The 21,581-nt window shown below is 66.1% G+C and carries 20 protein-coding genes and 1 riboswitch; of the genes, 12 read left to right on the top strand and 8 right to left on the bottom strand.

What is annotated here, in order from left to right:
* The first annotated feature begins 6 nt into the window (after nucleotides 1-6).
* From E5673_RS16485 to gcvPB, 7 genes are all read left to right on the top strand, one after another.
* Nucleotides 7-1,611, top strand: coding sequence for an ATP-binding protein (locus tag E5673_RS16485; protein ID WP_136190838.1), 1,605 nt, complete (start codon nucleotides 7-9; stop codon nucleotides 1,609-1,611).
* A gap of 6 nt (nucleotides 1,612-1,617) precedes the next feature.
* On the top strand, nucleotides 1,618-3,339 hold the full coding sequence (locus E5673_RS16480) for a TnsD family Tn7-like transposition protein (protein WP_136190837.1): 1,722 nt from the start codon (nucleotides 1,618-1,620) through the stop codon (nucleotides 3,337-3,339).
* Nucleotides 3,336-4,256, top strand: a complete 921-nt coding sequence (locus tag E5673_RS16475) for a TniQ family protein (RefSeq protein ID WP_136190836.1) — start codon at nucleotides 3,336-3,338, stop codon at nucleotides 4,254-4,256. Before E5673_RS16480 ends, E5673_RS16475 begins: the two co-directional genes overlap by 4 nt.
* 343 nt (nucleotides 4,257-4,599) lie before the next feature.
* A riboswitch (glycine riboswitch) is annotated at nucleotides 4,600-4,703 on the top strand.
* Nucleotides 4,704-4,859: 156 nt separating this feature from the next.
* Complete coding sequence (gcvT, locus tag E5673_RS16470) at nucleotides 4,860-6,107, top strand: glycine cleavage system aminomethyltransferase GcvT (protein WP_136190835.1); 1,248 nt, start codon at nucleotides 4,860-4,862, stop codon at nucleotides 6,105-6,107.
* A 1-nt stretch (nucleotide 6,108) separates the two neighbouring features.
* Nucleotides 6,109-6,480, top strand: coding sequence for a glycine cleavage system protein GcvH (gene gcvH, locus E5673_RS16465; RefSeq protein ID WP_136190834.1), 372 nt, complete (start codon nucleotides 6,109-6,111; stop codon nucleotides 6,478-6,480).
* A gap of 113 nt (nucleotides 6,481-6,593) precedes the next feature.
* Nucleotides 6,594-7,952 (top strand): aminomethyl-transferring glycine dehydrogenase subunit GcvPA, encoded by a 1,359-nt coding sequence (gene gcvPA / locus E5673_RS16460; protein ID WP_136190833.1) that lies wholly within the window; start codon nucleotides 6,594-6,596, stop codon nucleotides 7,950-7,952.
* Complete coding sequence (gene gcvPB / locus E5673_RS16455) at nucleotides 7,949-9,610, top strand: aminomethyl-transferring glycine dehydrogenase subunit GcvPB (RefSeq protein WP_136190832.1); 1,662 nt, start codon at nucleotides 7,949-7,951, stop codon at nucleotides 9,608-9,610. The genes gcvPA and gcvPB overlap by 4 nt, the downstream gene beginning before the upstream one ends.
* A gap of 4 nt (nucleotides 9,611-9,614) precedes the next feature.
* Here gcvPB and E5673_RS19775 read toward each other — a convergent pair whose 3' ends face one another.
* Nucleotides 9,615-9,788, bottom strand: coding sequence for a hypothetical protein (locus E5673_RS19775; protein WP_168711657.1), 174 nt, complete (start codon nucleotides 9,786-9,788; stop codon nucleotides 9,615-9,617).
* A 67-nt stretch (nucleotides 9,789-9,855) separates the two neighbouring features.
* Between E5673_RS19775 and E5673_RS16450 the strand changes: the two genes are divergently transcribed.
* On the top strand, nucleotides 9,856-10,368 hold the full coding sequence (locus E5673_RS16450) for a CcdC protein domain-containing protein (protein WP_136190831.1): 513 nt from the start codon (nucleotides 9,856-9,858) through the stop codon (nucleotides 10,366-10,368).
* A 111-nt stretch (nucleotides 10,369-10,479) separates the two neighbouring features.
* On the opposite strand, the gene E5673_RS16445 is transcribed toward E5673_RS16450, so the two are convergent.
* Entirely contained in the window at nucleotides 10,480-11,376 is an 897-nt protein-coding gene (locus E5673_RS16445) for a DMT family transporter (RefSeq protein WP_136190830.1), read from the bottom strand.
* 86 nt (nucleotides 11,377-11,462) lie between these two features.
* Between E5673_RS16445 and E5673_RS16440 the strand changes: the two genes are divergently transcribed.
* Nucleotides 11,463-12,998: an aminoacyl--tRNA ligase-related protein gene (locus tag E5673_RS16440; RefSeq protein WP_136190829.1), complete on the top strand. Its 1,536-nt coding sequence runs from the start codon at nucleotides 11,463-11,465 to the stop codon at nucleotides 12,996-12,998.
* Nucleotides 12,999-13,175: 177 nt separating this feature from the next.
* A complete protein-coding gene (locus E5673_RS16435; RefSeq protein WP_056057352.1) occupies nucleotides 13,176-13,535 on the top strand; it encodes a VOC family protein in 360 nt (119 codons plus the stop codon).
* Nucleotides 13,536-13,800: 265 nt separating this feature from the next.
* On the opposite strand, the gene E5673_RS16430 is transcribed toward E5673_RS16435, so the two are convergent.
* Nucleotides 13,801-14,871 carry a PA0069 family radical SAM protein gene (locus E5673_RS16430; RefSeq protein WP_136190828.1) on the bottom strand — a complete coding sequence of 357 codons (1,071 nt, stop codon included), beginning with the start codon at nucleotides 14,869-14,871 and terminating at the stop codon, nucleotides 13,801-13,803.
* 43 nt (nucleotides 14,872-14,914) lie between these two features.
* On the bottom strand, nucleotides 14,915-15,607 hold the full coding sequence (locus tag E5673_RS16425) for a porin family protein (RefSeq protein WP_136190827.1): 693 nt from the start codon (nucleotides 15,605-15,607) through the stop codon (nucleotides 14,915-14,917).
* Nucleotides 15,608-15,776: 169 nt separating this feature from the next.
* On the opposite strand from E5673_RS16425, the gene E5673_RS16420 reads away from it, so the two are divergent.
* The gene (locus tag E5673_RS16420; protein ID WP_056057360.1) at nucleotides 15,777-15,959 is read left to right on the top strand and encodes a hypothetical protein; all 183 of its coding nucleotides are present in this window, start codon (nucleotides 15,777-15,779) and stop codon (nucleotides 15,957-15,959) included.
* Nucleotides 15,960-16,019: 60 nt separating this feature from the next.
* On the opposite strand, the gene E5673_RS16415 is transcribed toward E5673_RS16420, so the two are convergent.
* From E5673_RS16415 to E5673_RS16400, 4 genes are all read right to left on the bottom strand, one after another.
* Nucleotides 16,020-16,265, bottom strand: a complete 246-nt coding sequence (locus E5673_RS16415) for a hypothetical protein (RefSeq protein ID WP_056489066.1) — start codon at nucleotides 16,263-16,265, stop codon at nucleotides 16,020-16,022.
* Nucleotides 16,266-16,576: 311 nt separating this feature from the next.
* Nucleotides 16,577-17,104: a molybdenum cofactor biosynthesis protein B gene (moaB, locus tag E5673_RS16410; protein WP_056057366.1), complete on the bottom strand. Its 528-nt coding sequence runs from the start codon at nucleotides 17,102-17,104 to the stop codon at nucleotides 16,577-16,579.
* 5 nt (nucleotides 17,105-17,109) lie between these two features.
* On the bottom strand, nucleotides 17,110-18,981 hold the full coding sequence (locus E5673_RS16405; protein WP_136190826.1) for a lytic transglycosylase domain-containing protein: 1,872 nt from the start codon (nucleotides 18,979-18,981) through the stop codon (nucleotides 17,110-17,112).
* Entirely contained in the window at nucleotides 18,978-19,760 is a 783-nt protein-coding gene (locus E5673_RS16400; RefSeq protein ID WP_136190825.1) for a uracil-DNA glycosylase, read from the bottom strand. The genes E5673_RS16405 and E5673_RS16400 overlap by 4 nt, the downstream gene beginning before the upstream one ends.
* 139 nt (nucleotides 19,761-19,899) lie before the next feature.
* On the opposite strand from E5673_RS16400, the gene E5673_RS16395 reads away from it, so the two are divergent.
* Entirely contained in the window at nucleotides 19,900-21,561 is a 1,662-nt protein-coding gene (locus tag E5673_RS16395) for an electron transfer flavoprotein-ubiquinone oxidoreductase (protein WP_136190824.1), read from the top strand.
* The last annotated feature ends 20 nt before the right edge of the window (nucleotides 21,562-21,581 follow it).

Raw genomic sequence — 21,581 nt, 5'->3', positions numbered from 1 at the left:
CAGCCGATGACCGACGACTATGCCGGCAACCGATATATCGACGCACTGCCTCGCCCGTTGTCGCTGCACGACTGGGTGCTGGCGCTCAATTCGCTGCCGAGCCGCGACGAGGATGAGCGCGCTCTGCCGCACGAGGACCGATACCTGAAGATCCTGCGCCTGACCCGGTTCTTCCGGGCGGGCGCGAGGCAGGCCGAGTTCGCGCGCGGCGTGGACGCCGTCCTGCGCGAAGGGTATTTCGGGCGCGACGGGTCTAACCGGTCGCACGAGGCGAGGCAGCACGATGTCGCCACGGCGCTTGAGGCCGGGGACCTGCTCTCCCCTGGATCGCCGGTCGTCATCAGGAAGGCAGACAGCTCGTGCCTGATCGGTCTGCCCGGCATGGGCAAGACGCTGACGCTGGACCGTGTCCTCGGCCGATATCCGCAGGTCGTGCGGCACGACGACGGGGAGGTCCAGATCGTCTGGCTGAAGCTGGCGTGCCCGCCGCGCGGCTCCATTCGGGCGTTGTGCGCCGACTTCTTCATGGAGGTCGACGGACTGCTGGGCCAGACGACCTACAAGACGCTCTTCGGTGGCGAGAACGCGTCGGAGGAATCGATGATGAGCCACATGGTCGTGGTGGCCAACCGCCACTCGATCGGGCTGCTCGTCGTCGACGAGATCCAGCACCTCGGCAAGGCGGGCGACGAGGAGCATCTGCTGATGACGTTCCTCACCACGCTGATCAACAAGATCGGCGTGCCGGTGCTATTCGTGGGCACCATGTCGGCGGCGGAGCGGTTCGAGCGGACCGGTCGCATGGGTCGCCGGGCCATCGGTCTGGCATCGGCGGAGTGGCCGCGGTTCGAACGCACGGACGGCCAGTGGCGCAAGTTCGTGCGCGAGCTGTGGGGTTACCAGTGGACGGGCGTGCCGACCCCGCTCGACGATGCGCTAATCGACGCCCTGCACGACGAGACGCAGGGTGTGGTCGATCTGGTGGTGAAGCTGTGGATTGCGGTGCAGGTCCGCGTCATTGACGACAACAAGGCAAGCGGGGGCGATGAGCCTGAGATCATCACCGAAAAGGTGATTCGCGAGGTGGCGGCGAAGCACCTCGCTCCCATGCGCAAGCTGCTCGAGGCGCTAAAGGGCGGCAAGCCCGGCGAGATTGCCAAGTTCGAGGACATCGTGCCGATGCAGCGTGCGTTCTGGAAGTCGCTGCGCGAGGCCGACGGTCCCCTGGCCGGGATCGATGCCGACGCTGACGGGCCGGGCAGGAGCGGGCCGGCGCACGTCGGCCAGAACGCCGCGATCGTCCGCGAGAACCTGGAGTGGCGCAAGCTCGACGAGGCGACCATCGCGGATGTCATGCGTCAGGCTTCGGAAGCGTTGGGGCCGCCGGACAACCGCAACATGCCCGCCTATTTTGCCAAGGTCGATGACATCCTGACCGGCATGCAGGCGGTCGGCACGAAGAAGAGGTCCAGGCCGCTGACTCCTGACGAAGTCGCGGCGACCTATGTCGACGGCGACCTTCGGCAGGTGGCGGCACGGGCGCATGCCGCCGGCGAGAACGTGCCCGGCGCGATCTCAGACGCCGGCGGCGGCATCGCGGCGGCTGCCTGACGCGCGATGCTGTGTCACCTGCCTGACCGCCGCGAGCAGGAACTGCTCTACAGCGTGGTGGCGCGCTGCGGACGCTACCTGCAGGCGCCCGAAGCGGGTCCGTTCATGCGGGAGCTGCTTGGTCGGCGCTGGGCGATCGCGGGGGTGGGTCTTCCTGGCCATCTCGCCACACTCGTGCGCGACCAGCCGGACCATGCCCGTGACGCTGCCGTCGACCGGCTGATCGACGATGCGACGCTGTTCCCGTTCCACACGGCGTTCATGCCCATCGAGGTTAGGTCGCAGGTCCGTGAAGCGATGCGGGGCGATGTTTGCGGAATTTACACGAAGCTGGGTCTGGCCACGTTCAAGGTCCGCCCGCCGGAGCGGCTGCGGTTCTGTCCTGACTGCCTGGATGCGATGAAGGCCGACTTCGGTGATGCCTGGTGGCGGCGTGACCATCAGCTTCCCGGCGTCCTGGTCTGCTCCGTCCATGGCACGGTCCTGCGGATCAGCGATGTCGACCCCGGTGATGGCAACCGGCATTCGTTCGTCGCCGCTTCACGGCTGGTCTGTCGTCCGGATGCCGACGTAGCCATCGGTTCGGTTTTCTATGAAGACATGGTTCGCCTCGTCGAACTGGCGAGGCTTGCGACGGCGCTGCTGGACGCGCCGTCTGCGGCAATGGACCATGCGGATCGCGGCGAGGCGTATCGCACCCGCCTCTCCGACGCCGGGCTGATGCGCTCCGCGCGCAAGGTCGACCACCCCGCGCTGTTCGACGCCTTTTTGGCCCGATGGGGCGGGGTGCCCGACTTGATCCCGGGTCTGGATCTGGGTGACGATCGCGAACGCTCCTGGCTCGCCGCGATTGTAAGGACTGGCCGTCGCGGGGCCCACCCGCTGCATCACCTGATGCTGTCGGCGATGTTGGACGGGGTTGGGGGCGGCCGTGTTGACCGGCCCTTCGGCGCCGGCCCGTGGCCGTGCCGCAACCCCGCAGCCGACCACCATGGCAGCGAGGTGATCGACGACGTCGTGATCCGTCGTGACCGGGGCACCCTCTACGGCGACTTCGCGTGCGCGTGCGGCTACCTCTACACGGTCGCGCGCCAGCCGGACGGCACGGTCGGCGAACCCCGGTTCCGCCGCTTCGGTCAGCTGCTCGCCCCCGCGCTGCGTAGCGCCATCGAGCGGGGTGGCACCTTGCGTGGCACGGCGCGTGCTCTGGGGTTGGACCCAAAGACCCTTATGCGGGAAGCGGCGATCGCTGGCGTGACCGTGCCGTGGAACGCCAAGCCGTCCGGAGCCGTGACCCCGGCGAAGGGTATCGTCGCCGAGACCGCGAAGACGACGCGAGTCAGGCGTCGGGTCCGCCCGAAACGGAACTGGTTCTCGATCGACACGCGTCTGGCGCGCTCGGCCCGTCAGGCGGCGCAGGTGGTGGTCGCCGAGCTTCCGCCGGTGCGGGTGACCTTCGCCGAGGTTGAACGGCGCATTGCGAAGCGCGACTGGGTATCCAAGCGCAGGATGAAGCTGCCCCGGACGGTCGAGGTTCTCCGCAATGTGGTGGAGGAGACAGATGGTTTCCGGCGTCGACGGCTCAAGTGGCAGGTGGCTGAGGCGGTCAGGACGGGCGACCTGCGTGCTTGCGAGGTGCTACGCGCGGCGGGTCTGCCGATGAGCTGGCTGCCGACGGTTCGTGGCGCGATCGCGTCGCTGCGTGACCGTGCTAGGATGGCGGCGTGATAGCTGCCGGGGAGGTGCTCACCCGACCGCGTGCCGACGAGACGCTCTATTCGGTGATGGCCCGAGCCTCGCGCTATCTAGGCTCGCCGCGTCCGCGCCTCCTCCACGTCGCGCTCTTCGGCGCCGATCTTCCCGTGTTCGATGATCTGCCGGTAGGCTTGGATCGCGTGACCGCGTCCGGCGTGTTCGGGTCGTGTGATGATGGCGAGGCCACCCGCGAGTGGACGCTCTTCCCATACTACGCGCATTACGCTGGGCCGGGCCTCGCCCGGGTCGCCGCCCGTGCCATGGCGGGGGAGGGTCGTCGGCCGCAGGAGATTCTAGGTGGCCAATGGTTTACGGTTCCACCGCCTGGTCGGCCGCGCTTCTGCTCCGCATGTTGCGCCGCGATGCTCGCCCGCAATGACGATCTATGGTGGCGCCGTGTGCATCAGCTTCCATCCGTGATGGTGTGCCCGGACCATGGCGTGCCGCTGCGCTTGTCCACGCTCGAACCAGCGGACCGTCGCAAGCGCTATATCGCGGCGTCGCCCGGCATCTGCCCGCCCGACACGACGCCTGTGTTCGAGGGCCGCGAGCCATGGGTCATGGCAACCCTTCTCGAGCTCGCGCGACAGAGCGAGTCGGTGCTGAACGATTGCGGGGCGACGCATCCTGACGACAGGCGGGAGGTCTATCTTCAAGCCCTGGACGGGCTTGGTCTGCTGAATAGGATCGGCGAGGCGAACCTGCCTGGCATCGCTAAGGCCATGGACGCACGTTGGGGTGGGTCGCTCGACCTGTGGCCGCGACTGAGGCGCGACGGTCGATGCGAGCAAGGGTGGCTCGCGACGCTGCTCACCGGCGAGCACGTCGGTCCGCCGCTGCATCATCTCCTGCTGGAGGGTTTGCTCGCCGCACTTTATGAGCGGCTTTGATGAGCTTCCGGCGGAAGTCTCTATTGTCGAACTTGCTACGCATCCTAGGTTCGGATGGCGGCTGCGCGTTCAGGAGGCCGCTTTGCTGGAAGACTCAGATGTCATTCTTTGCTGTCCGGCAACTGCCCGAACGAGAGGCGGCGCCGGAGAACTATATTGTCAGGCTACATCCTTTCTAGTTCCCCCGCCGAGGCGGGGGCCTAGGACCACAAACGATACCGTATGTAACCCTGGGCTCCCGCCTCCGCGGGAGAACAAGAAGTTGGCGAAGAACCCAAACCCTCGATTGACTAAGATTGTGCGCCGCGTCACAACTTGCGGCGTCGATGTCGGGCAACCGGCATGGCACCGCGCGGGAGAGCGTTTCCGGTCCTTTCAGGGCTGATGGAACCGCCGAAGGAGCAACCACCCCGGAATCTCTCAGGCACCAGAGACCGCGCGGGGCTGATCGACACTCTGGAAAGCGTCCTGGCGTCCGCGCCGAGGGCCACCGAAGGGGTAAGCGCTGGACATTGTTCGCGCGAAAGCTCTCAGGTCCCGTGACAGAGGGGGTTCGGATCGTTGCACCCATTGGTGCCGCGCGCCCCTTCGACGGAGACGACCATGAGCGACCCAGAACTGCGCGATTACGCCAGCATCATCGATCAGGCCGACGATTACGTCGAGCCCGAGATCCTGCCCTTGCCGCTCGACGCATGGCACCGCGCCCAAGGCGCTCGGATGGTAGAGTTCGCCGGCTACGAGATGCCGATCCAGTATGAAGGCATCATGGCCGAACACGCCTGGACGCGCGACTCAGCCGGCCTGTTCGATGTCAGCCACATGGGCCAGCTCGTCTTCTCCGGCGAGGGCGTCGCGCATGCGCTCGAAACCGTCCTGCCGGGCGATATCGCCGGCTTGGGCGAGGGCAAGATGCGCTATTCGCTGCTGCTCGCGCAGGACGGCGGCATCCTCGACGACCTAATGGCCACGCGCCTCCTCGACGATCAGCCCTTGCCGTTCTCCGCGCAGGACGTCGAGCCCGAGGCGTACGACCCGCTCCACCCGTCGCCGACCGCAAGCGGCAGCTTCTACGTCGTCGTCAACGGCGCGACCAAATACGACGACATCAGCTATCTGATCGAGCATCTCCCCGACGACGTCACGATCAACATTCTCGAAGACCAGGCGCTGCTCGCGGTGCAGGGCCCCAAGGCGGTCGAGGCAGTCGCGCGGATCGTCCCCGGCGTCGACGGCCTCGTATTCATGACCGCCGGCGCGTTCTATTGGAACGACGTCCCGCTCTGGATCAGCCGCTCGGGTTACACCGGTGAGGATGGCGTCGAGATCTCGCTCCCCGCCGAACACGCCGTCGCGTTCGCCGACGCGCTGCTCGCCCTTCCAGAGATCAAGCCGATGGGCCTCGGCGCGCGCGACTCGCTGCGTCTCGAAGCCGGCCTGCCGCTCTACGGCCACGACCTCGATCCCGAGATCACGCCGGTCATGGCCGACCTCGGTTTCGCGCTGTCGAAGCGCCGCCGCGAGGCCGCCGATTTCCCCGGCGCCGAGCGTATCCTCACCCAACGCGAGCACGGCCCCGCCACCAAGCGCGTCGGCCTGATCGTCGAGGGTCGCCAGCCCGCACGCGAGGGTGCCGAGGTAATCGACGACACCGGCGCGACGATCGGCCGCCTTACCAGCGGTGGTTTCGCACCAACCCTCGGGAAGCCGATCGCGATGGCCTATGTGCCGCTTGCGCTCGCCGCCCCCGGCACCCGCATCGAGATCGCGCAACGCGGCAAGGTCCACACCGCCACCGTCACCGCGATGCCCTTCATTCCCCACCGCTACGTCCGCGCAGGAGCCAAGTGATATGAGCCGTTACTTCACGCAGGATCATGAATGGGTCGACGTCGACGGCGATGTCGGCACCGTCGGCATCTCCGAATACGCGCAGAGCCAGCTCGGCGACGTCGTGTTCGTAGACGTTCCCGAAACCGGCAAGACGCTGAGCAAGGGCGACGAGGCCGCGGTCGTCGAGTCGGTAAAGGCCGCCTCGGACGTGTACTCCCCGGTCTCGGGCACCGTCACCGAGGGCAACGCGGCTTTGACCGATGACTCCAGCCTGGTGAACTCGGATGCCGAAACGGCGGGCTGGTTCTTCAAGCTGACGCTCAGCGACCCGAGCGAACTCGACAGCCTGATGGACGAAGCCGCCTACGCAGCCTTCGTCGAAGGGCTTTAAGTCACTGCTCCCCTCCCGCTTGCGGGAGGGGTCGGGGGAGGGGCTAATACAGTCGTTCCCCGTCTCATTCCCTCCCCCGACCCCTCCCGTGAACGGGAGGGGAGGAGACTAGAATGCGCTACCTTCCCCTGACCCAGCCCGACCGCGAGGCGATGCTCGCCGTCATCGGCGCCTCGACGATCGACGACCTGTTCGTCGACGTCCCCGAAGCCGCGCGCCTGGACGGCCCGGTTCGCGACCTGCCGATGCACGCCTCCGAAATGGCGGTCGAACGCCACATGTCGGCGCTCGCCAAGAAGAACCTCACCGCCGGCGAAGCGCCGTTCTTCCTCGGCTGCGGCGCGTACAAGCATCACGTTCCCGCGTCGGTCGATCACCTGATCCAGCGCGGCGAGTTCCTCACCGCCTACACGCCGTACCAGCCCGAAATTGCGCAGGGCACGCTGCAGATGCTGTTCGAGTTCCAGACGCAGGTCGCGCGGCTGCTCGGCACTGACGTCGCCAACGCCTCGATGTACGACGGCTCGACCGCGTGCTGGGAAGCGATCGTGATGGCGCGTCGCATCACCAAGCGGGGCAGGGCGATCCTGTCGTCGGGTCTCCACCCGCATTACGTTTCGGTCGCCAACACGATGGCCAAGTTCACCGGCGACGTGCTCGACACGACTGCGCCCGAACTGGTCGCCGACATGGACCTCGACCAGCTGATCGCCAAGATCGACGACGATACGTCATGCGTCGTCGTCCAGTACCCCGACATCCTCGGCCGCATCGCCGACCTGCGCCCGCTCGCGGATGCATGCCACGCCAAGAAGGCGCTGTTGATCGCGGTGGTCACCGAGCCCGTCGCGATGGGCGCGATCACCTCGCCCGGCGAGATGGACGCCGACATCGTCGTCGGCGAAGGCCAGTCGCTCGGCGTCGGCCTTCAGTTCGGCGGGCCTTATGTTGGCCTGTTCGGCTGCAAGGACAAATACGTCCGCCAGATGCCCGGCCGTCTCTGCGGTGAGACCGTCGACGCGGACGGTCGCCGCGGCTTCGTGCTGACCTTGTCGACGCGCGAGCAGCACATCCGCCGCGAGAAGGCGACGTCGAACATCTGCACCAACTCTGGCCTCTGCGCGCTGGCGTTCTCGATCCACATGACGCTGCTCGGTGAAGCCGGCCTGCGCCAGTTGGCCGAGGTCAACCACGCAGGCGCAGTCTCCGCCGCCGAGCGCCTGTCGCAGATCCCCGGCGTCGAACTCGTCAACGAGAGCTTTTTCAACGAGTTCACGCTGAAGTTGCCCGTCGAAGCCCGCCCCGTAGTCCGCACGCTCGCCGATCGCGGCATCCTCGCCGGCGTATCGCTCGGGCGTTTGTACCCCGGGCAGGACGCACTCGCGAACGGCCTCGTCGTCGCCGTGACGGAAACGACCACCGCGGAGGACGTCGAAACGCTTGCGTCCGCACTCCAGGAGATACTGGCATGAGCATCAACCAAAGCGGCTGGCGCCCGACCTCGCCCGAGCAGAATACGGGTACCGTCCCCGCATCGGTAACCGGCAACAAGGCGCTGATGCTGGAAGAAGCGCTGATCTTCGAGATCGGCGATACGCACACCACCGGCGTAGATTTCGCTGCTCCCTCTCCCCGCCGGGGAGAGGGCCGGGGTGAGGGGCAGCCCAGCGATGCTGCGCCCGGTACGACCCCTCACCCAACCCTCTCCCCGGAGGGGAGAGGGCTAAGCCGCTTGGGGAACCTCACGCGCAAGGCGCCGATCGGCCTCCCCGGTCTCTCCGAACCGGAAACCGTCCGCCACTACACCCGCCTCTCACGCCAGAACTACGGCATCGACCTCGGCTTCTTCCCGCTGGGCTCGTGCACGATGAAGCACAACCCCCGCCTCAACGAGAAGATGGCGCGGCTCCCCGGGTTCTCCGACGTCCACCCGCTCCAGCCGGTCGACACCGTGCAGGGCGCGCTGGAAGTCATCCACCAGCTCGCGCACTGGCTCGTCACGCTCACCGGCATGACCTCGGTCGCGATGAGCCCGAAGGCGGGCGCACACGGCGAGCTCTGCGGCATCCTAGCGATCCGCGCCGCACTCGAAGCCAAGGGCGAAGGCGCGCGGAAAATCATCCTCGTCCCCGAGAGCGCACACGGCACGAACCCCGCCACCGCAGCCTTCGCCGGCTATAGCGTCGAGGATATCCCCGCCACCGCCGAAGGCCGCGTCGACACCGCCGCGCTGAAGGCCCGGCTCGGCCCCGACGTCGCCGGCGTGATGATCACCAACCCCAACACGTGTGGACTGTTCGAGCGCGACATGCGCGAGATTTCCGACGCGGTGCACGCGGCGGGCGGCTTCGTCTATTGTGACGGCGCGAACTTCAACGCGATCGTCGGTCGCGTCCGCCCCGGCGATCTCGGCATCGACGCGATGCACATTAACCTCCACAAGACCTTCTCTACGCCGCACGGTGGCGGCGGTCCGGGTTCGGGTCCGGTGGTGTTCTCGGAGGCTTTGACCCCCTACGCACCGCTCCCGTTCGTCGAGAACCAGGACGGCCAGTTCGTCTTGGTCGAGGAGGAAACCGCAGGCGAGCACCATGCCGGCAGCTTCGGCCGCATGGTCGCGTTCCACGGCCAGATGGGCATGTTCACGCGCGCGCTGACCTACATCCTCAGCCATGGCGCGGACGGCCTGCGCCAGGTGTCCGAGGACGCGGTGCTCAACGCGAACTACATCCTGCGCAGCCTCGACGACACGCTCGACGCACCGTTCGGCCCGTCGGGTCCGTGCATGCACGAGGCGTTGTTCTCGGACACCGGCCTAGCTGCCGGCTTCTCGACGATCGACATCGCGAAGGGCCTGATCGACGAGGGCTTCCACCCGATGACGATGTACTTCCCGCTCGTCGTTCACGGCGCGATGCTGGTCGAGCCGACCGAGACCGAATCGAAGGCGGCGCTAGACCAGTTCATCGCCGCGCTCCGCTCGGTCGCCGAACGCGCCAAGGCCGGCGACCCAAGCCTCAAGACCGCCCCGCACTTCGCCCCCCGCGCGCGCCTTGACGAGACGCTTGCGGCACGGAAGCCGGTGCTGGTCTGGAAGGACCCAGCCCCGCTGGCGCAGGCTGCGGAGTAGGGGCCTAATCGAGCGGCGCCTCGGCACCACCCATCGACGGCATCGGCGTCGGATCGGGCGTGGCCGGGGCTGCTGCGGTGCCGTCTTCGTCGGGCTTGCGAGGACCGCCGCGGCGCTTTTCGGCTAGAAGGCGCAGGCGCAAGCTGCGTTGACGTGCGGTGAGCGTAAGATCGAACACGGACTTTACTCCTGCTGTCTTATCGCCATACTACACCGGTATGTGGTTATGACCTAGGGGGGAAGTGGTGCAGGCGCACGAAGCACAAGGCTGGATCAGCTACGCGATCACCGCGGTCGTCATCGGCATAGTCTTCGCGGTCCGCTGGCGCCGCATGAGTATTGTAAAGCCGCTCAAGCTCGAACGCCTCTGGATCTTCCCCGCGATCTACGCCGCGGTCACGCTCTATATGTTCGTGATGTACCCGCCGCACGGCCTCGCCTGGCTGTTCTGTGCACTGGCCCTGGTCATGGGCGCCGCGCTCGGCTGGCAACGCGGCAAGCTCATGCGGATCACGATCGATCCCGACAGCCACGCACTCAACACGACCTCTTCCCCGGCAGCGTTCCTGTTCATCGTCGCGATCGTCGCAGTCCGCACCGGCGCGCGCGCCGTGATTGGCGACGGCCACGCCCTCCACCTCGACGCCTTCGCCATCACCGACATGCTGGTCGCGTTGGCGCTAGGCCTGTTCACCACGCAACGGATCGAAATGTACCTCCGCGCCAAGCGGATGCTCGAAACGGCCCGCGTCCGCTAATCCGAACCGTCATCCTCGCGAAGGCGGGGACCCATACTGGCAAGCGTCAGTAATGCAGACGATAGGCCAGCCAGTCTGGGTTCCCGCCTCCGCGGGAATGACAGAGTGGGCTCAAGCGATCGCCTGCTCAGTCTCTTCCCGCCGCCGCACATGCTCCCGCCACACGATATACAACCCGCTCGCCACGATGACCGGCGCCCCGACCCAGGTCGCCTCCGCCGGCAGCGTGTCGAACACCAGCCACCCCAGCAACGTCGCCCACAACAGACTCGAATAATCCATCGGCACCACCACCGACACCGGCCCGAGCCGCAACGACGTCGTCATCGCGATCTGCGCCAGCCCGCCGAAGATCCCGACGCTCGCCAGGCAAATCCACGCGACCAGATCATGCGACTGCGCCGCCCTCCCATAGAACACCGACAATGGGATCAACGACAGCGCCGAGAACCAGAACACCGTCGTCAGTGCACTTTCGGTCTTGCCGATCTGCCGCAACAGGATCGACACGCTCGCCGTCCCGAACGCCCCCGCCAGCGCACACCCCGCACCCCATAACGGAAAGTGATCGCCGCTCCCCGGTTGCGCGACGATCAACACGCCCGCGAACCCTGTCGCGACCGCCGCCCAGCGATGCCACCCGGTCGGCTCGCGCAACACCAGCGCCCCCAGGATCGTCGCGAACACCGGCACCGTGAACCCGATCGTCGTCGCCTCCGCGAGCGGCAACGCGACGATCCCGTTGAAGGTAAATGCCATCGCCGAAAGCCCCACGATCGCCCGGACGATGTGCGCGGGCAAGCGTTTCGTCGCGACGGACGGCAAACCCGGCCCCGCGACGATCACCGCCGACACCAGCAGGCACGCCCCGAACTGCCGAAAGAACAGGATCTCCGACACGCTCGCGCCATGCCGCTCGGCGAGCTTGATCGCGGTATTCATCAGCGCGAAGATCACGACCGACAGCAACCGCATGCCGATGGCGGGAAGGATACGGTCGGTGGGCATGCGCGACCCCTACGCAAACCACCGCCGCGTCGTCACCCCGCAACTCATACGTGACGAACCCCCTCGCACCCGCTATCCGCTCCCCCATGATAAAGCGCGCACTCCCCGTCACCCGCGAGGCGGATTTCTCCGCCTGGTACCAGGCCGTCATCTCCGAGGCCGATCTCGCCGAGGAATCCGGCGTCCGCGGCTGCATGGTCATCCGCCCCTGGGGCTATGGCATCTGGGAGCGCATCCAGCGCCTGCTCGACGACCGGATCAAGGCGACCGGCCACGAAAACTGCTATTTCCCGCTCTTCATCCCGCTCTCGTATTTCGAGAAGGAGGCCGAGCACGTCGACGGCTTCGCCAAGGAAATGGCCGTGGTCACGCATCACCGCCTAAAGGCCGACGGCTATGGCCGCCTGATCCCCGATCCCGACGCCAAGCTCGAGGAGCCGCTGGTCGTCCGCCCGACCTCCGAGATGGTCATCGGCGCCGCGTTCGCACGCTGGGTCCAGTCGTGGCGCGACCTGCCTGTGCTGATCAACCAATGGGCGAACGTCGTCCGCTGGGAAATGCGCACGCGCATGTTCCTGCGCACCAGCGAGTTCCTCTGGCAGGAAGGCCACACCGCGCACGCCACCGCCGACGAAGCGCGTGACGAGACGCTCAAGATGCTCGAAGTCTATCGCGACTTCGCGGAGGAATGCCTCGGCGTCCACGTCATCGCCGGCGAGAAGCCCGAGAACGAGCGCTTCCCTGGCGCGGTCGCGACCTATTCGATCGAAGCGATGATGCAGGACGGTAAGGCTCTGCAAGCCGGCACCTCGCACTTCCTCGGCACCAATTTCGCGTCGGCGCAGAACATCCGCTTCCAGAATGCGGGCGGCGAGTTCGAGCTGTGCAACACCACCAGCTGGGGCGTGTCGACGCGGATGATCGGCGCGGTCATCATGGTCCACGGCGACGACGACGGCCTGCGCGTGCCGCCGATGATCGCCCCTTGGCAGGTCGTGATCGTGCCGATGCTGCGCGACGTCCCCGAGGACGCGGCGATCGTCGAGTATTGCAAGTCGCTCCAGGCCGAACTGGCCAAGCAGTCCGCGCTCGGCGAGCCGGTCCGTGCGTTGCTCGACCTCAAGCCCGCCAAGGCCGCAACCAAGCGCTGGGGCTGGGTCAAGAAGGGCGCCCCGATCGTGATCGAGGTCGGCGGGCGCGACATGGCGGGCGGCAACGTCACCGTGATCCGCCGCGACCGGCTTTACCGTGAGGACGGCAAGCTCGACAGCGTCGCCACACCGCGCGACGCGTTCGTCGGCGAGGTCTCGGGCATGCTGGCCGAAGTGCAGGCGACGCTCCACGTCGAGTCGATGAACCGCGTGAAGGGCAACATCGTCCCCGCGAACGACTTCGCCGCGGTCGAGGCGCATTTCGCCGACGGCGTGAAGAACCCCGGCTGGGTGGACGTCCGCTGGTCGAAGCCGACGGGGGCGGCACTCGACAAGGTCGTCGAGCGGTTGAAGGCGCTCAAGCTCACCATCCGCAACGCGCCGATGGGCCAGACCGGGTGTGACGACGGCGCCTGCATCTTCACCGGCGAACCCGCGGTGGAACGCATCCTGATCGGCCGCGCCTACTAGGCGCTGACAAGCTGGGACCGGCGTCACGTCCAAGGCTGCTTACCGGCGCTGTGCCGGGAGTAGCTTGGATACTTGATGCCATGGAGCAACCGAAACGGACCGGTCTGTCGGCTGTGTCGCCATGCCCCGTCTGCTATCATCGCCTCGGCTTTGGCGGGGCGACATCAGGGGGCGGCTATGGGCGTGACAGGGATCGGCGGCTTCTTCTTCCGGGCAAAGGACCCGGAGGCTATCCGCGCCTGGTATGTCGAGCATCTCGGTGTCGGCTCGGTGCCCTATGGATCGTGGGAAACGCAGGCCGGACCCAGCGTCTTCGCGCCGTTCGCTGTCGATGCCGACTATTTTCCTACGGATCGCCCCTGGATGCTCAACCTGCGCGTCGACGACCTCGACGGCCTGATCGCGACGCTCCGCGCGGCCGGGATTGCGGTGATCACCAATCCCGAGTGGGACATGCCCGGCTTCGGCCGTTTCGCCCGCATCCACGATCCGGAAGGCAACCCGATCGAACTCTGGCAACCCGAGGGTGCTGCATGAGGACGATAAGCGCTAAGTTGGTCTGACGAGCTGCCGGGTTCGTGGCGTACTAGAACTCGACCAGGCGAGCGCCAAGACTTCCCCCCCCTCCCTGGAAGGGAGGGGCCGGGGGTGGGTTGGCCTGCTTGAGCCACGGGGGTTCGGGTGTGCGGAAGCCGACCCACCCCAACCCCTCCCTTCCAGGGAGGGGGGAACGAGTTGGACAGTCCTCTCAAACCGGTAGGTTGTACGGGCTCTAGCCGAGCTTGGAACCGCCACGCTCCCGTCAGAACAGCTCTCCCTGCGGCCCCCGCGGCGCGCGGAACAGATCACTCCGCAACGCTACCCGCCCCTGGTTCAGCCCATGCTTCGCGCATGCGATCCGGAACCGTGTCCCGAGCAAGTCCGCCCAAGGCCCTTGCCCCTGCATCCGCGTGAAGAAGTTCGGATCGTTATCCTTTCCCCCGCGCAGCGACGCAATCGTCGCCATCACCTTCCCCGCGCGATCCGGGAAATGTTCGTCGAGCCAAGCCCGGAACAGCGGGGCCACCTCATGCGGCAGTCGCACCGGAATGAAGAACGCCCGCGTCGCCCCAGCCTCCGCCGCCCGCGCAATCAGATGCTCGATCTCGTGATCGGTGATTGCCGGGATGACCGGCGCGATCGACACGTATACCGGCACCCCCGCATCCGCGAGTTTGCGTACCGCCGCCAGCCGTCGCTCGGGATGCGGCGCACGCGGCTCGACCGTCGACGCCACCTTCGGATCGAGCGAGGTGATCGACATCGCCACCGCCGCCAGCCCCTTCGCCGCCATCGGCGCGAGCAGGTCGAGATCGCGCACCACCCGGTCCGACTTGGTGGTGATCGTCAGCGGATGATCCGTCTCGCTGAGCACCTCGATTATGCCGCGCGTGATCCGCCAGTCGCTCTCGATCGGCTGGTACGGATCGGTATTCGTCCCCAACGCCATCGGCGCGACGGCATAGCCCGGCTTCAACAGTTCCGCACGCAGCAGCGCCGCCGCGGAGGGTTTCGCGAACAGCTTGCTCTCGAAATCCAGTCCAGGCGACAAATCGTGGAACGCATGGCTTGGCCGCGCAAAACAATAGATGCAGCCGTGCTCGCACCCGCGATACGGATTGATCGAGCGGTCGAACGGCACATCGGGCGAGGCGTTACGGCTGATGATCGTCCGCGGCGTCTCGACCGTGACCGTCGTCCGAAGTTTCGGCGCGATCCCATCGATCCCCTCGCGCATGTCGAGCCAGTCGCCATCCGCCTCGGTTTGCGGCAAGTTGAACCGCCGGCTCTCGCTGTTGAGCGTCGCACCACGAACCGGACTGGCCTGTTTCATGACTAGAAACTAGGCGCCGTCCAGGAACATAGCAAGAACGAAATCAGAAGCGAACGCCGAGCCCCGCAACTACCTGATGCCGGCTGAAATCCAGGCTCGCCTTGTCGGTGCCGTCGGTGATCTCGTCGCCGTTATAGTCGGTGTAGACATATTCGAGCTTGCCGTAGAAATTGCGTCCGAACGCGGTCTGCACGCCTGCGCCGGCATGGAAACCGTTCAGATTGTCCGACACGCGGAAATTGTCCTGGGGAAAGTCACGGTCCGAATAGCCGATGCGAATCTGGCCGTTCGAATAGCCGCCCTTGATGTACAACACCGTGTTGGGGTTCAGCAGGAAGCCGCCGCGTACGCCTGCCGTCAGGTTGCGGCCGGGGGTAAGGCACGTTTCCGACCCGTTACCGGGGAAACACTGCTCGACGCTCGATCCTTCGATGCCGCCATAGACACCCAGCATCATGTCGGTGTTCACGACCATGTCGTAGCCGAGTTCGCCACCATAAGTGACGCCGCTCTTGCCCTCGCGCACGCTCGCCGAGTCGTCCGCGGTCTCGACGTTCAATTCGGCGATCACGCGGTCGTACCCGATGCGCGGCTCGGCACGAAAGCCGCTGACGCCGTCGGTTGCGCCGTAGCCCGGTCCGGCATCGCGGCCGAAATCTCGCCCGGTGTCGGACTGTGCGAACGCAGGCGCCACCGGCGTTGCGGCGAGTGCCGCGATAAGCATGAACTTGTACATTCGACGATGTCCCCTTTGGACCGGCCCCCTGGCCGATCCCACGCCGGGTTAATGGATTCGACGTGCCTTCCAGACGGTTAATTCGGTGGTGAAACATTCGTTTTCGATCTGTTTGCACCGGTGCGAAAGATCGCTCGCAGAGGTGCGGCAGAGCGCCTAGGGCAGAGAGATGACGGAACAGATCACCACGGTGGAGCGCGCCTTCGAGTTAGCAAGATCGGGTGCGTGCAACTCGGTCAACGACTTGCGCCAAAGACTGCGGCGTGAGGGCTATGACGCGGTGCATCTCCATCTGCACGGGGCTTCGATCAACAAACAGCTCGTCGACCTGATCCACGCCGCCAAGGGCTGACCGTCTGGTCGTGCATACGCCGCGACGCGGCCCGCCACCCGGCGAGCCGCGCAACGCCGGTCACTTCTGTGCAAGCTCGATCGACTTCGGCATGTTCAATCCGGCTTCTGACCATTGCGCGGCGGTCTGGCAGGTTTTTCGTCCGATCAGGCTTCCGGTCGCAGCGGGTTCGGTCAGGCAATATTGGTGGGTCTTCGCATCGTATTTGAGGACCGTCTGCTGCGGGCGGGCAGGTGCTGCAAAGGCGGGCGCGCTGGCGACGAGTACGGTAGCGAGGGCCAGGCTCTTCAGGATCATCGAGGTCATGGTAGCGTCCTTCAGTAGTTGAGACGCGCCCGGCTGGGCGGTATCTCGACTACTGCATCGACCGTGCCAGTTATGTAATACAGCAGCACACAGCAGTGAAGGTGTTCAGTCAGCAAGATATTTTCGCCAGTTCCAGACGCAGTTCCGGTCCGTTCTGACTGGTGGGATGCGCCACAACTTGGCAAAAATTGCAGCAAATTGGGAAGGGCGGTATTCGGTACCCGCCGCTCTTTCGTACGCCAGGCAGGGGGGCAGCAGCTAGCCCAGGACGGGACGGCAGGGGAGTTACCAGCACCCCTCAAGCAAAAGGTTCAGCGTTCCAGAAGCCGCGGCATCAGTTCGACGAAGTTGCAGGGGCGGTGACGGCTGTCGAGCTGGTCGCGAAGGATGCCGTCCCAGCCGTCCTTCACCGCGCCGGTCGAGCCGGGCAGCGCGAATATGTAGGTGCCGTGCGACACGCAGGCGCACGCGCGCGACTGAACGGTCGACGTGCCGATCGTCTGGTAGCTGAGCATGCGAAAGAGCTCGCCGAACCCCGGGATCATCTTCTCGGCGACCTGTTCCACAGCTTCCGGGGTAACGTCGCGGCCTGTAACGCCGGTGCCGCCTGTGGTGATGATGCAGTCGACCTCGGGATCGCCGATCCAGGCGTGCAGGCGCGAGACGATCGTCTCGACGTCGTCCTTCTCGATCCGGCGGTCGGCGAGAACGTGGCCCGCTTCGGTCAGGCGCGCGACCAACGTATCGCCCGAGCGATCCTCGGCAAGGCCCCGCGTGTCCGACACCGTCAGCACGGCAATTCGGACCGGCAGGAACGTCCGGCTTTCATCGATCGGCACGAAACTCAGTCCGCGCGCGTGACAGTGGTGGACTGCGGTCCGACGCTGGCATTCACCGCGACGGTGGCGTTCAAGGGCGCCGTGCTCGCACGATATTGCGTGTACGGCTTGGCGGCCATCCGCACTGCGGTCGCACCCGGCAGGCCGGGGAAGCGCGGCCACATGCCCTGCGCGAGCGCGTTGCGGCTGGTCGATGCCTTCTTGCCGCCCTGCGCCTCGTACATCCAGTAGTTGCGCAGCACGGTCGTCACGTAGCCACGCGTCTCCCAATATGGGATGCTCTCGATATACATCAGCGGATCGCCGTTATCGTGGACGATAGCGTTCCAGTCGCCGACGGGGCGCGGACCCGCATTGTACGCCGCGATCACCTTCGGCAGCAGCCCGCCGGTGACGCCAGCCATGTCGCGCAACCGCTCGAGATGGCGCTGGCCTACATCCATGTTGGTGCTCGGCTTGGTCAGCGCCTTCACGTCGATCGAGGTGCCACGCTCGCGCGCGAAGTCGGTCGCGGCGGCAGGCATGATCTGCATGAGGCCATAGGCACCGGCCGGGCTCTTGATCGTGTTGCGGAACCGCGATTCCTCGAGCGTGTGCGCATAGACCAGCGCCTTGTCGATGTGCCAGCCGCTGTCCGGCGTCCAGTTCGGCGTCGGATAGCGTGCCTCGGCGGTCGACGTGACCCCCTGCGGGCAGTTGTGCGCAAGCCACACGGTCGTCGCAGGCAAGCTCAGCGCTTCCGCCACGCGGACCAGGTTGGCGAACTCGCGCGGATCGCCGATCTTCGCCTGCTGGCGGATCACGGTATCGGCCAGGTCGGTCTCGCCGACTTCAACTAGGGCGGCGGCGACGCGGACGTTAGGACGCTTGCCGACGACCTTCCAGTCGCTGGCCACGAGCCCGCCGACGGACGTGCCCTTGTCCTTCATCGCCAATTGCTGGCGCGCGAGCTGTCCGTAGAAGCTCTCTCCGAACTGCGCCGCCGCCTTCAGCCGGCCTTCGATCTTGTCGGGACGCGAGCACACCATGTCCGCGCGCGACGCCCAATACAGCGCCGCCGCACGCAGATCGACGTCGCCCGCGCGCGCCGCGACACCTTCGAACCCGGTCTCGGCATTCGCGCAATCATTCTGCCGCCATGCCGACAGCGCGCCGACCCAGCGACCCTGGACTGCCCAGTCGCCGACGCCGTCCTGTGCCTTCGCCGCCATCACGCGCGCGTTCACGTCATCACCCTGGAGGAAGTAAATCCACGCGATCTTCTGCTGCCACTCGGTCAGCGCTTCAGAGGTGAGGCCCGGCGTGCTTTCGAGCAGCGACTGCGCCTCGCGACCCATGTCCGCCTTGACGTAAGGCTGCATCTTCAGCGCCAGATCGGCGGCGATCATGTCGCCCTGCAGGCTCTTGGCCCGCACCCGACGCGGCGCGCCGTCCTGCCAGATCAGCCGCTGTGCCGTGGGCAGGGGAGGCAGGTCGACCGCGCCGCGAGTCGTCGCGAGGCGCGAGATCTGTGCGGCTTCCGGCAACTCGGGCGCTTCGTTGAGCAGCGCGACCAGCGGCTCCATCTCGACGCGGGGCGAGCCCTTCGCCGTATACATCTCGGCGCGTGCGATCGCATGCAGCGGGCCGGGCTTCATCGTGTCTAGCCCGATCTGCGCGTCGGTCCACTTGCCGTCGCGGATCGCCGCGAACACGGTCTTGTAGGCCTCGCGCTGGCTGGCATCGAGCTGGTCGGGGATCTGCTCGATCGTCGGTGCGCCGATCAACTGCGTCGTGCCGAGCCGCGCGTCGCCAGCAGGCTCACCGGCAACGGTCGCCGCGAGTACTGGAAAGGGGAGGGCGCTGAGCCCCAGAACGATAGCTAGAGTCCGAATCATCTCACACCCTCTTGCGACGTCAGTCCGCGCATCAGCATCTGCAAATCCTTCCAGGCCTCGGCCTTGGCCGCGGGCTTCTCGATCAGAAACCGCGGATGAAAGCTCGCGACCACGCCGGTCTCGTCGGAAGCTTCCCCAGACGTCGAACCGGACCCCGTTTTTCCGGTCTTATGGTTAAACCCGTGTAAACGCCCGCGCGCCGCCTGTAATTCCGTCCCGAGGATCGCACGGCTCGCCGCATTGCCGAGCAACAGCAACCGCTTGGGCGCGACCAACCTGATGTGATGCTTGGCAATTTCCGACAGCCGAGCCTCGACCTCGCTCTGGATCCGCCCCGCCGTCGGCCGCTTTGCGCAGACCGCCGCGAGATGCACTTCGTCGCGCGTAAGCCCGATCGCCGCGAGCATCTTGTCGAGCAGCCGTCCCGACGCACCACTCAGCAACGCACCCGCATCGCCGTCGTCCCGGTCGGGGCAATCGACAAGCACCATGACCGTAGCGTCAGCCGGGCCAACCGCGGCCAGCGAAACCCCGCTCCAGTCCGCCTCGGGAACCTCCGCACTGCTCCGCCAGGCCAGGAAATCGGCCAGCAAGTGCGGCATCGCGGAGGGCGCCAAGACCGGCGCAACAGGCACTGCGGCGGGTACGATTAGCGGTTCGGGCGCCGCGAACCAGTCGCGCGGGACGTCGTCGACCAGCGTGTCGACGCCAGCCTCGTGCCACCAGTCGAGCGCGCTCGCCGCTGTATTTTGCCAGTCGATGGTTTGGTCCGCCCCCACGGGGTAACCTATGCTGCACGGTTGACGTGGCGGTCAACTCAGGCAATCGCCATATTGGACAAGACGGTGCCCGCCCGAGCCCGAACGAAGGGTGGGGCGCAATGCTGAGGCAAGAGGGGACATCCCCCGGGAGACGATGATGACGACACGTGAATCGATGCCGTACGACGTGGTGATCGTCGGCGCTGGCCCGGCCGGTCTCTCGGCAGCGATCCGCCTGAAACAGCTGGCGGCCGAGAAGGACGCCGAGATCAGCGTCTGCGTGCTCGAAAAGGGCTCCGAGGTCGGCGCGCACATCCTGTCGGGCGCGGTCATCGATCCGAAGTCTCTCGACGAACTTCTGCCCAACTGGCGCGAAGACGGCTGTCCGCTCGCCGAAGTGCCGGTGACCGAGAACCATCACTGGATCCTGACCAAGACGAAGAAGAGCGAAATGCCGCACTTCGTCACGCCCTCGTTCATGCATAACAAGGGCACGTACACCGGCTCGCTCGGCAATTTGTGCCGCTGGCTCGCGGGCAAGGCGGAGGAACTCGGCGTCGAGATCTTCCCGGGGTTCGCAGCAGCAGAAATCCTGTTCAACGAGGACGGCTCGGTGAAGGGCGTCGCGACCGGCGACATGGGCGTCGCGCGCGATGGCACGCACAAGGGCGACTACACCCCCGGCCTCGAACTCCACGCCAAATACACCTTCTTCTCGGAAGGGTGCCGCGGGCACCTGACCAAGGAACTGATCCGCAATTTCGCGCTCGACAAGGACAGCGACCCGCAGGTCTACGGCCTCGGCATCAAGGAGCTGTGGGACATCGATCCCGAACTCCACGTCCCCGGTCGCGTCATCCACACGCAGGGCTGGCCGTTGTCCGAGACCGACGGCTCGAACGGCGGCGGCTGGATCTATCACCAGGCGAACGGCCAGGTCTCGATCGGCTTCGTGACGTGGCTGAACTACACCAACCCGTATCTCTCGCCGTTCAGCGAGATGCAGCGCTGGAAGACGCATCCCGAGATCGCCGCGCTGCTCAAGGGCGCCAAGCGGGTCAGTTATGGCGCGCGCGCGATCAGCGACGGCGGGCTCCAGTCGATCCCCAAGCTCGTCATGCCCGGCGCCGCGCTGATCGGCGACAGCGCCGGTTTCCTCAACGTGCCGCGGATCAAGGGCACGCATACCGCGATGAAGTCCGGCATGATGGCCGCCGACGCCGCGGTCGAGGCGATCGTCTCGCAGCGCGGTCATGACGAACTCGCCGCCTATCCCGAGGCGTTCGAAAAGTCGTGGGTCAAGAAGGAGCTGTCGGTCGTCCGCAACGTCGTGCCGCTGGTCAAGAAGTTCGGCGACCTCGTCGGCTCGGGCCTCGCCGGCATCACGATGTGGGCGGAGCATCTGGGGATCAAGATGCCCTTCACGATGCACCACCACCCCGACAATGAGAGCCTGTGGCGCAAGGATCTCGTCAAGCCGATCGTCTATCCGAAGCCCGACGGTGTTCTCACCTTCGATCGCCTCTCGTCGGTGTTCATCTCGAACACCAACCACGAGGAGGACCAGCCGGTCCACCTGACGCTCAAGGATGCGAGCGTGCCGATCGAATACAACCTGCCGATGTACGACGAGCCTGCGCAACGCTATTGCCCGGCCGGCGTTTACGAAGTCGTCGGCGAGGACACCGCCGATCCGAAGTTCGTCATCAACGCGCAGAACTGCGTCCACTGCAAGACCTGCGACATCAAGGACCCCACCCAGAACATCAACTGGGTCGTACCCGAGGGCGGCGGAGGCCCCAATTATCCCAACATGTAAGCGTCTGTTTCTAGCCCTAG

This window comes from Sphingomonas sp. PAMC26645, assembly GCF_004795835.1.
Classification (GTDB): domain Bacteria; phylum Pseudomonadota; class Alphaproteobacteria; order Sphingomonadales; family Sphingomonadaceae; genus Sphingomonas.
The sequence above is the reverse complement of the archived record's forward strand: the minus strand, read 5'-3'. Positions and strand labels throughout refer to the sequence as shown.

Coding starts and splice junctions, on each gene's coding strand:
- E5673_RS16420 (WP_056057360.1), top strand. CDS start 15,777: ATGACGGAACAGATCACCACGGTGGAGCGCGCCTTCGAGTTAGCAAGA.
- E5673_RS16485 (WP_136190838.1), top strand. CDS start 7: ATGACCGACGACTATGCCGGCAACCGATATATCGACGCACTGCCTCGC.
- E5673_RS16435 (WP_056057352.1), top strand. CDS start 13,176: ATGGGCGTGACAGGGATCGGCGGCTTCTTCTTCCGGGCAAAGGACCCG.
- E5673_RS16480 (WP_136190837.1), top strand. CDS start 1,618: ATGCTGTGTCACCTGCCTGACCGCCGCGAGCAGGAACTGCTCTACAGC.
- E5673_RS16440 (WP_136190829.1), top strand. CDS start 11,463: ATGATAAAGCGCGCACTCCCCGTCACCCGCGAGGCGGATTTCTCCGCC.
- E5673_RS16405 (WP_136190826.1), bottom strand. CDS start 18,981: ATGATTCGGACTCTAGCTATCGTTCTGGGGCTCAGCGCCCTCCCCTTT.
- E5673_RS16395 (WP_136190824.1), top strand. CDS start 19,900: ATGACGACACGTGAATCGATGCCGTACGACGTGGTGATCGTCGGCGCT.
- gcvH (WP_136190834.1), top strand. CDS start 6,109: ATGAGCCGTTACTTCACGCAGGATCATGAATGGGTCGACGTCGACGGC.
- gcvPA (WP_136190833.1), top strand. CDS start 6,594: ATGCGCTACCTTCCCCTGACCCAGCCCGACCGCGAGGCGATGCTCGCC.
- E5673_RS16415 (WP_056489066.1), bottom strand. CDS start 16,265: ATGACCTCGATGATCCTGAAGAGCCTGGCCCTCGCTACCGTACTCGTC.
- gcvT (WP_136190835.1), top strand. CDS start 4,860: ATGAGCGACCCAGAACTGCGCGATTACGCCAGCATCATCGATCAGGCC.
- E5673_RS16430 (WP_136190828.1), bottom strand. CDS start 14,871: ATGAAACAGGCCAGTCCGGTTCGTGGTGCGACGCTCAACAGCGAGAGC.
- E5673_RS16445 (WP_136190830.1), bottom strand. CDS start 11,376: ATGCCCACCGACCGTATCCTTCCCGCCATCGGCATGCGGTTGCTGTCG.
- E5673_RS16425 (WP_136190827.1), bottom strand. CDS start 15,607: ATGTACAAGTTCATGCTTATCGCGGCACTCGCCGCAACGCCGGTGGCG.
- gcvPB (WP_136190832.1), top strand. CDS start 7,949: ATGAGCATCAACCAAAGCGGCTGGCGCCCGACCTCGCCCGAGCAGAAT.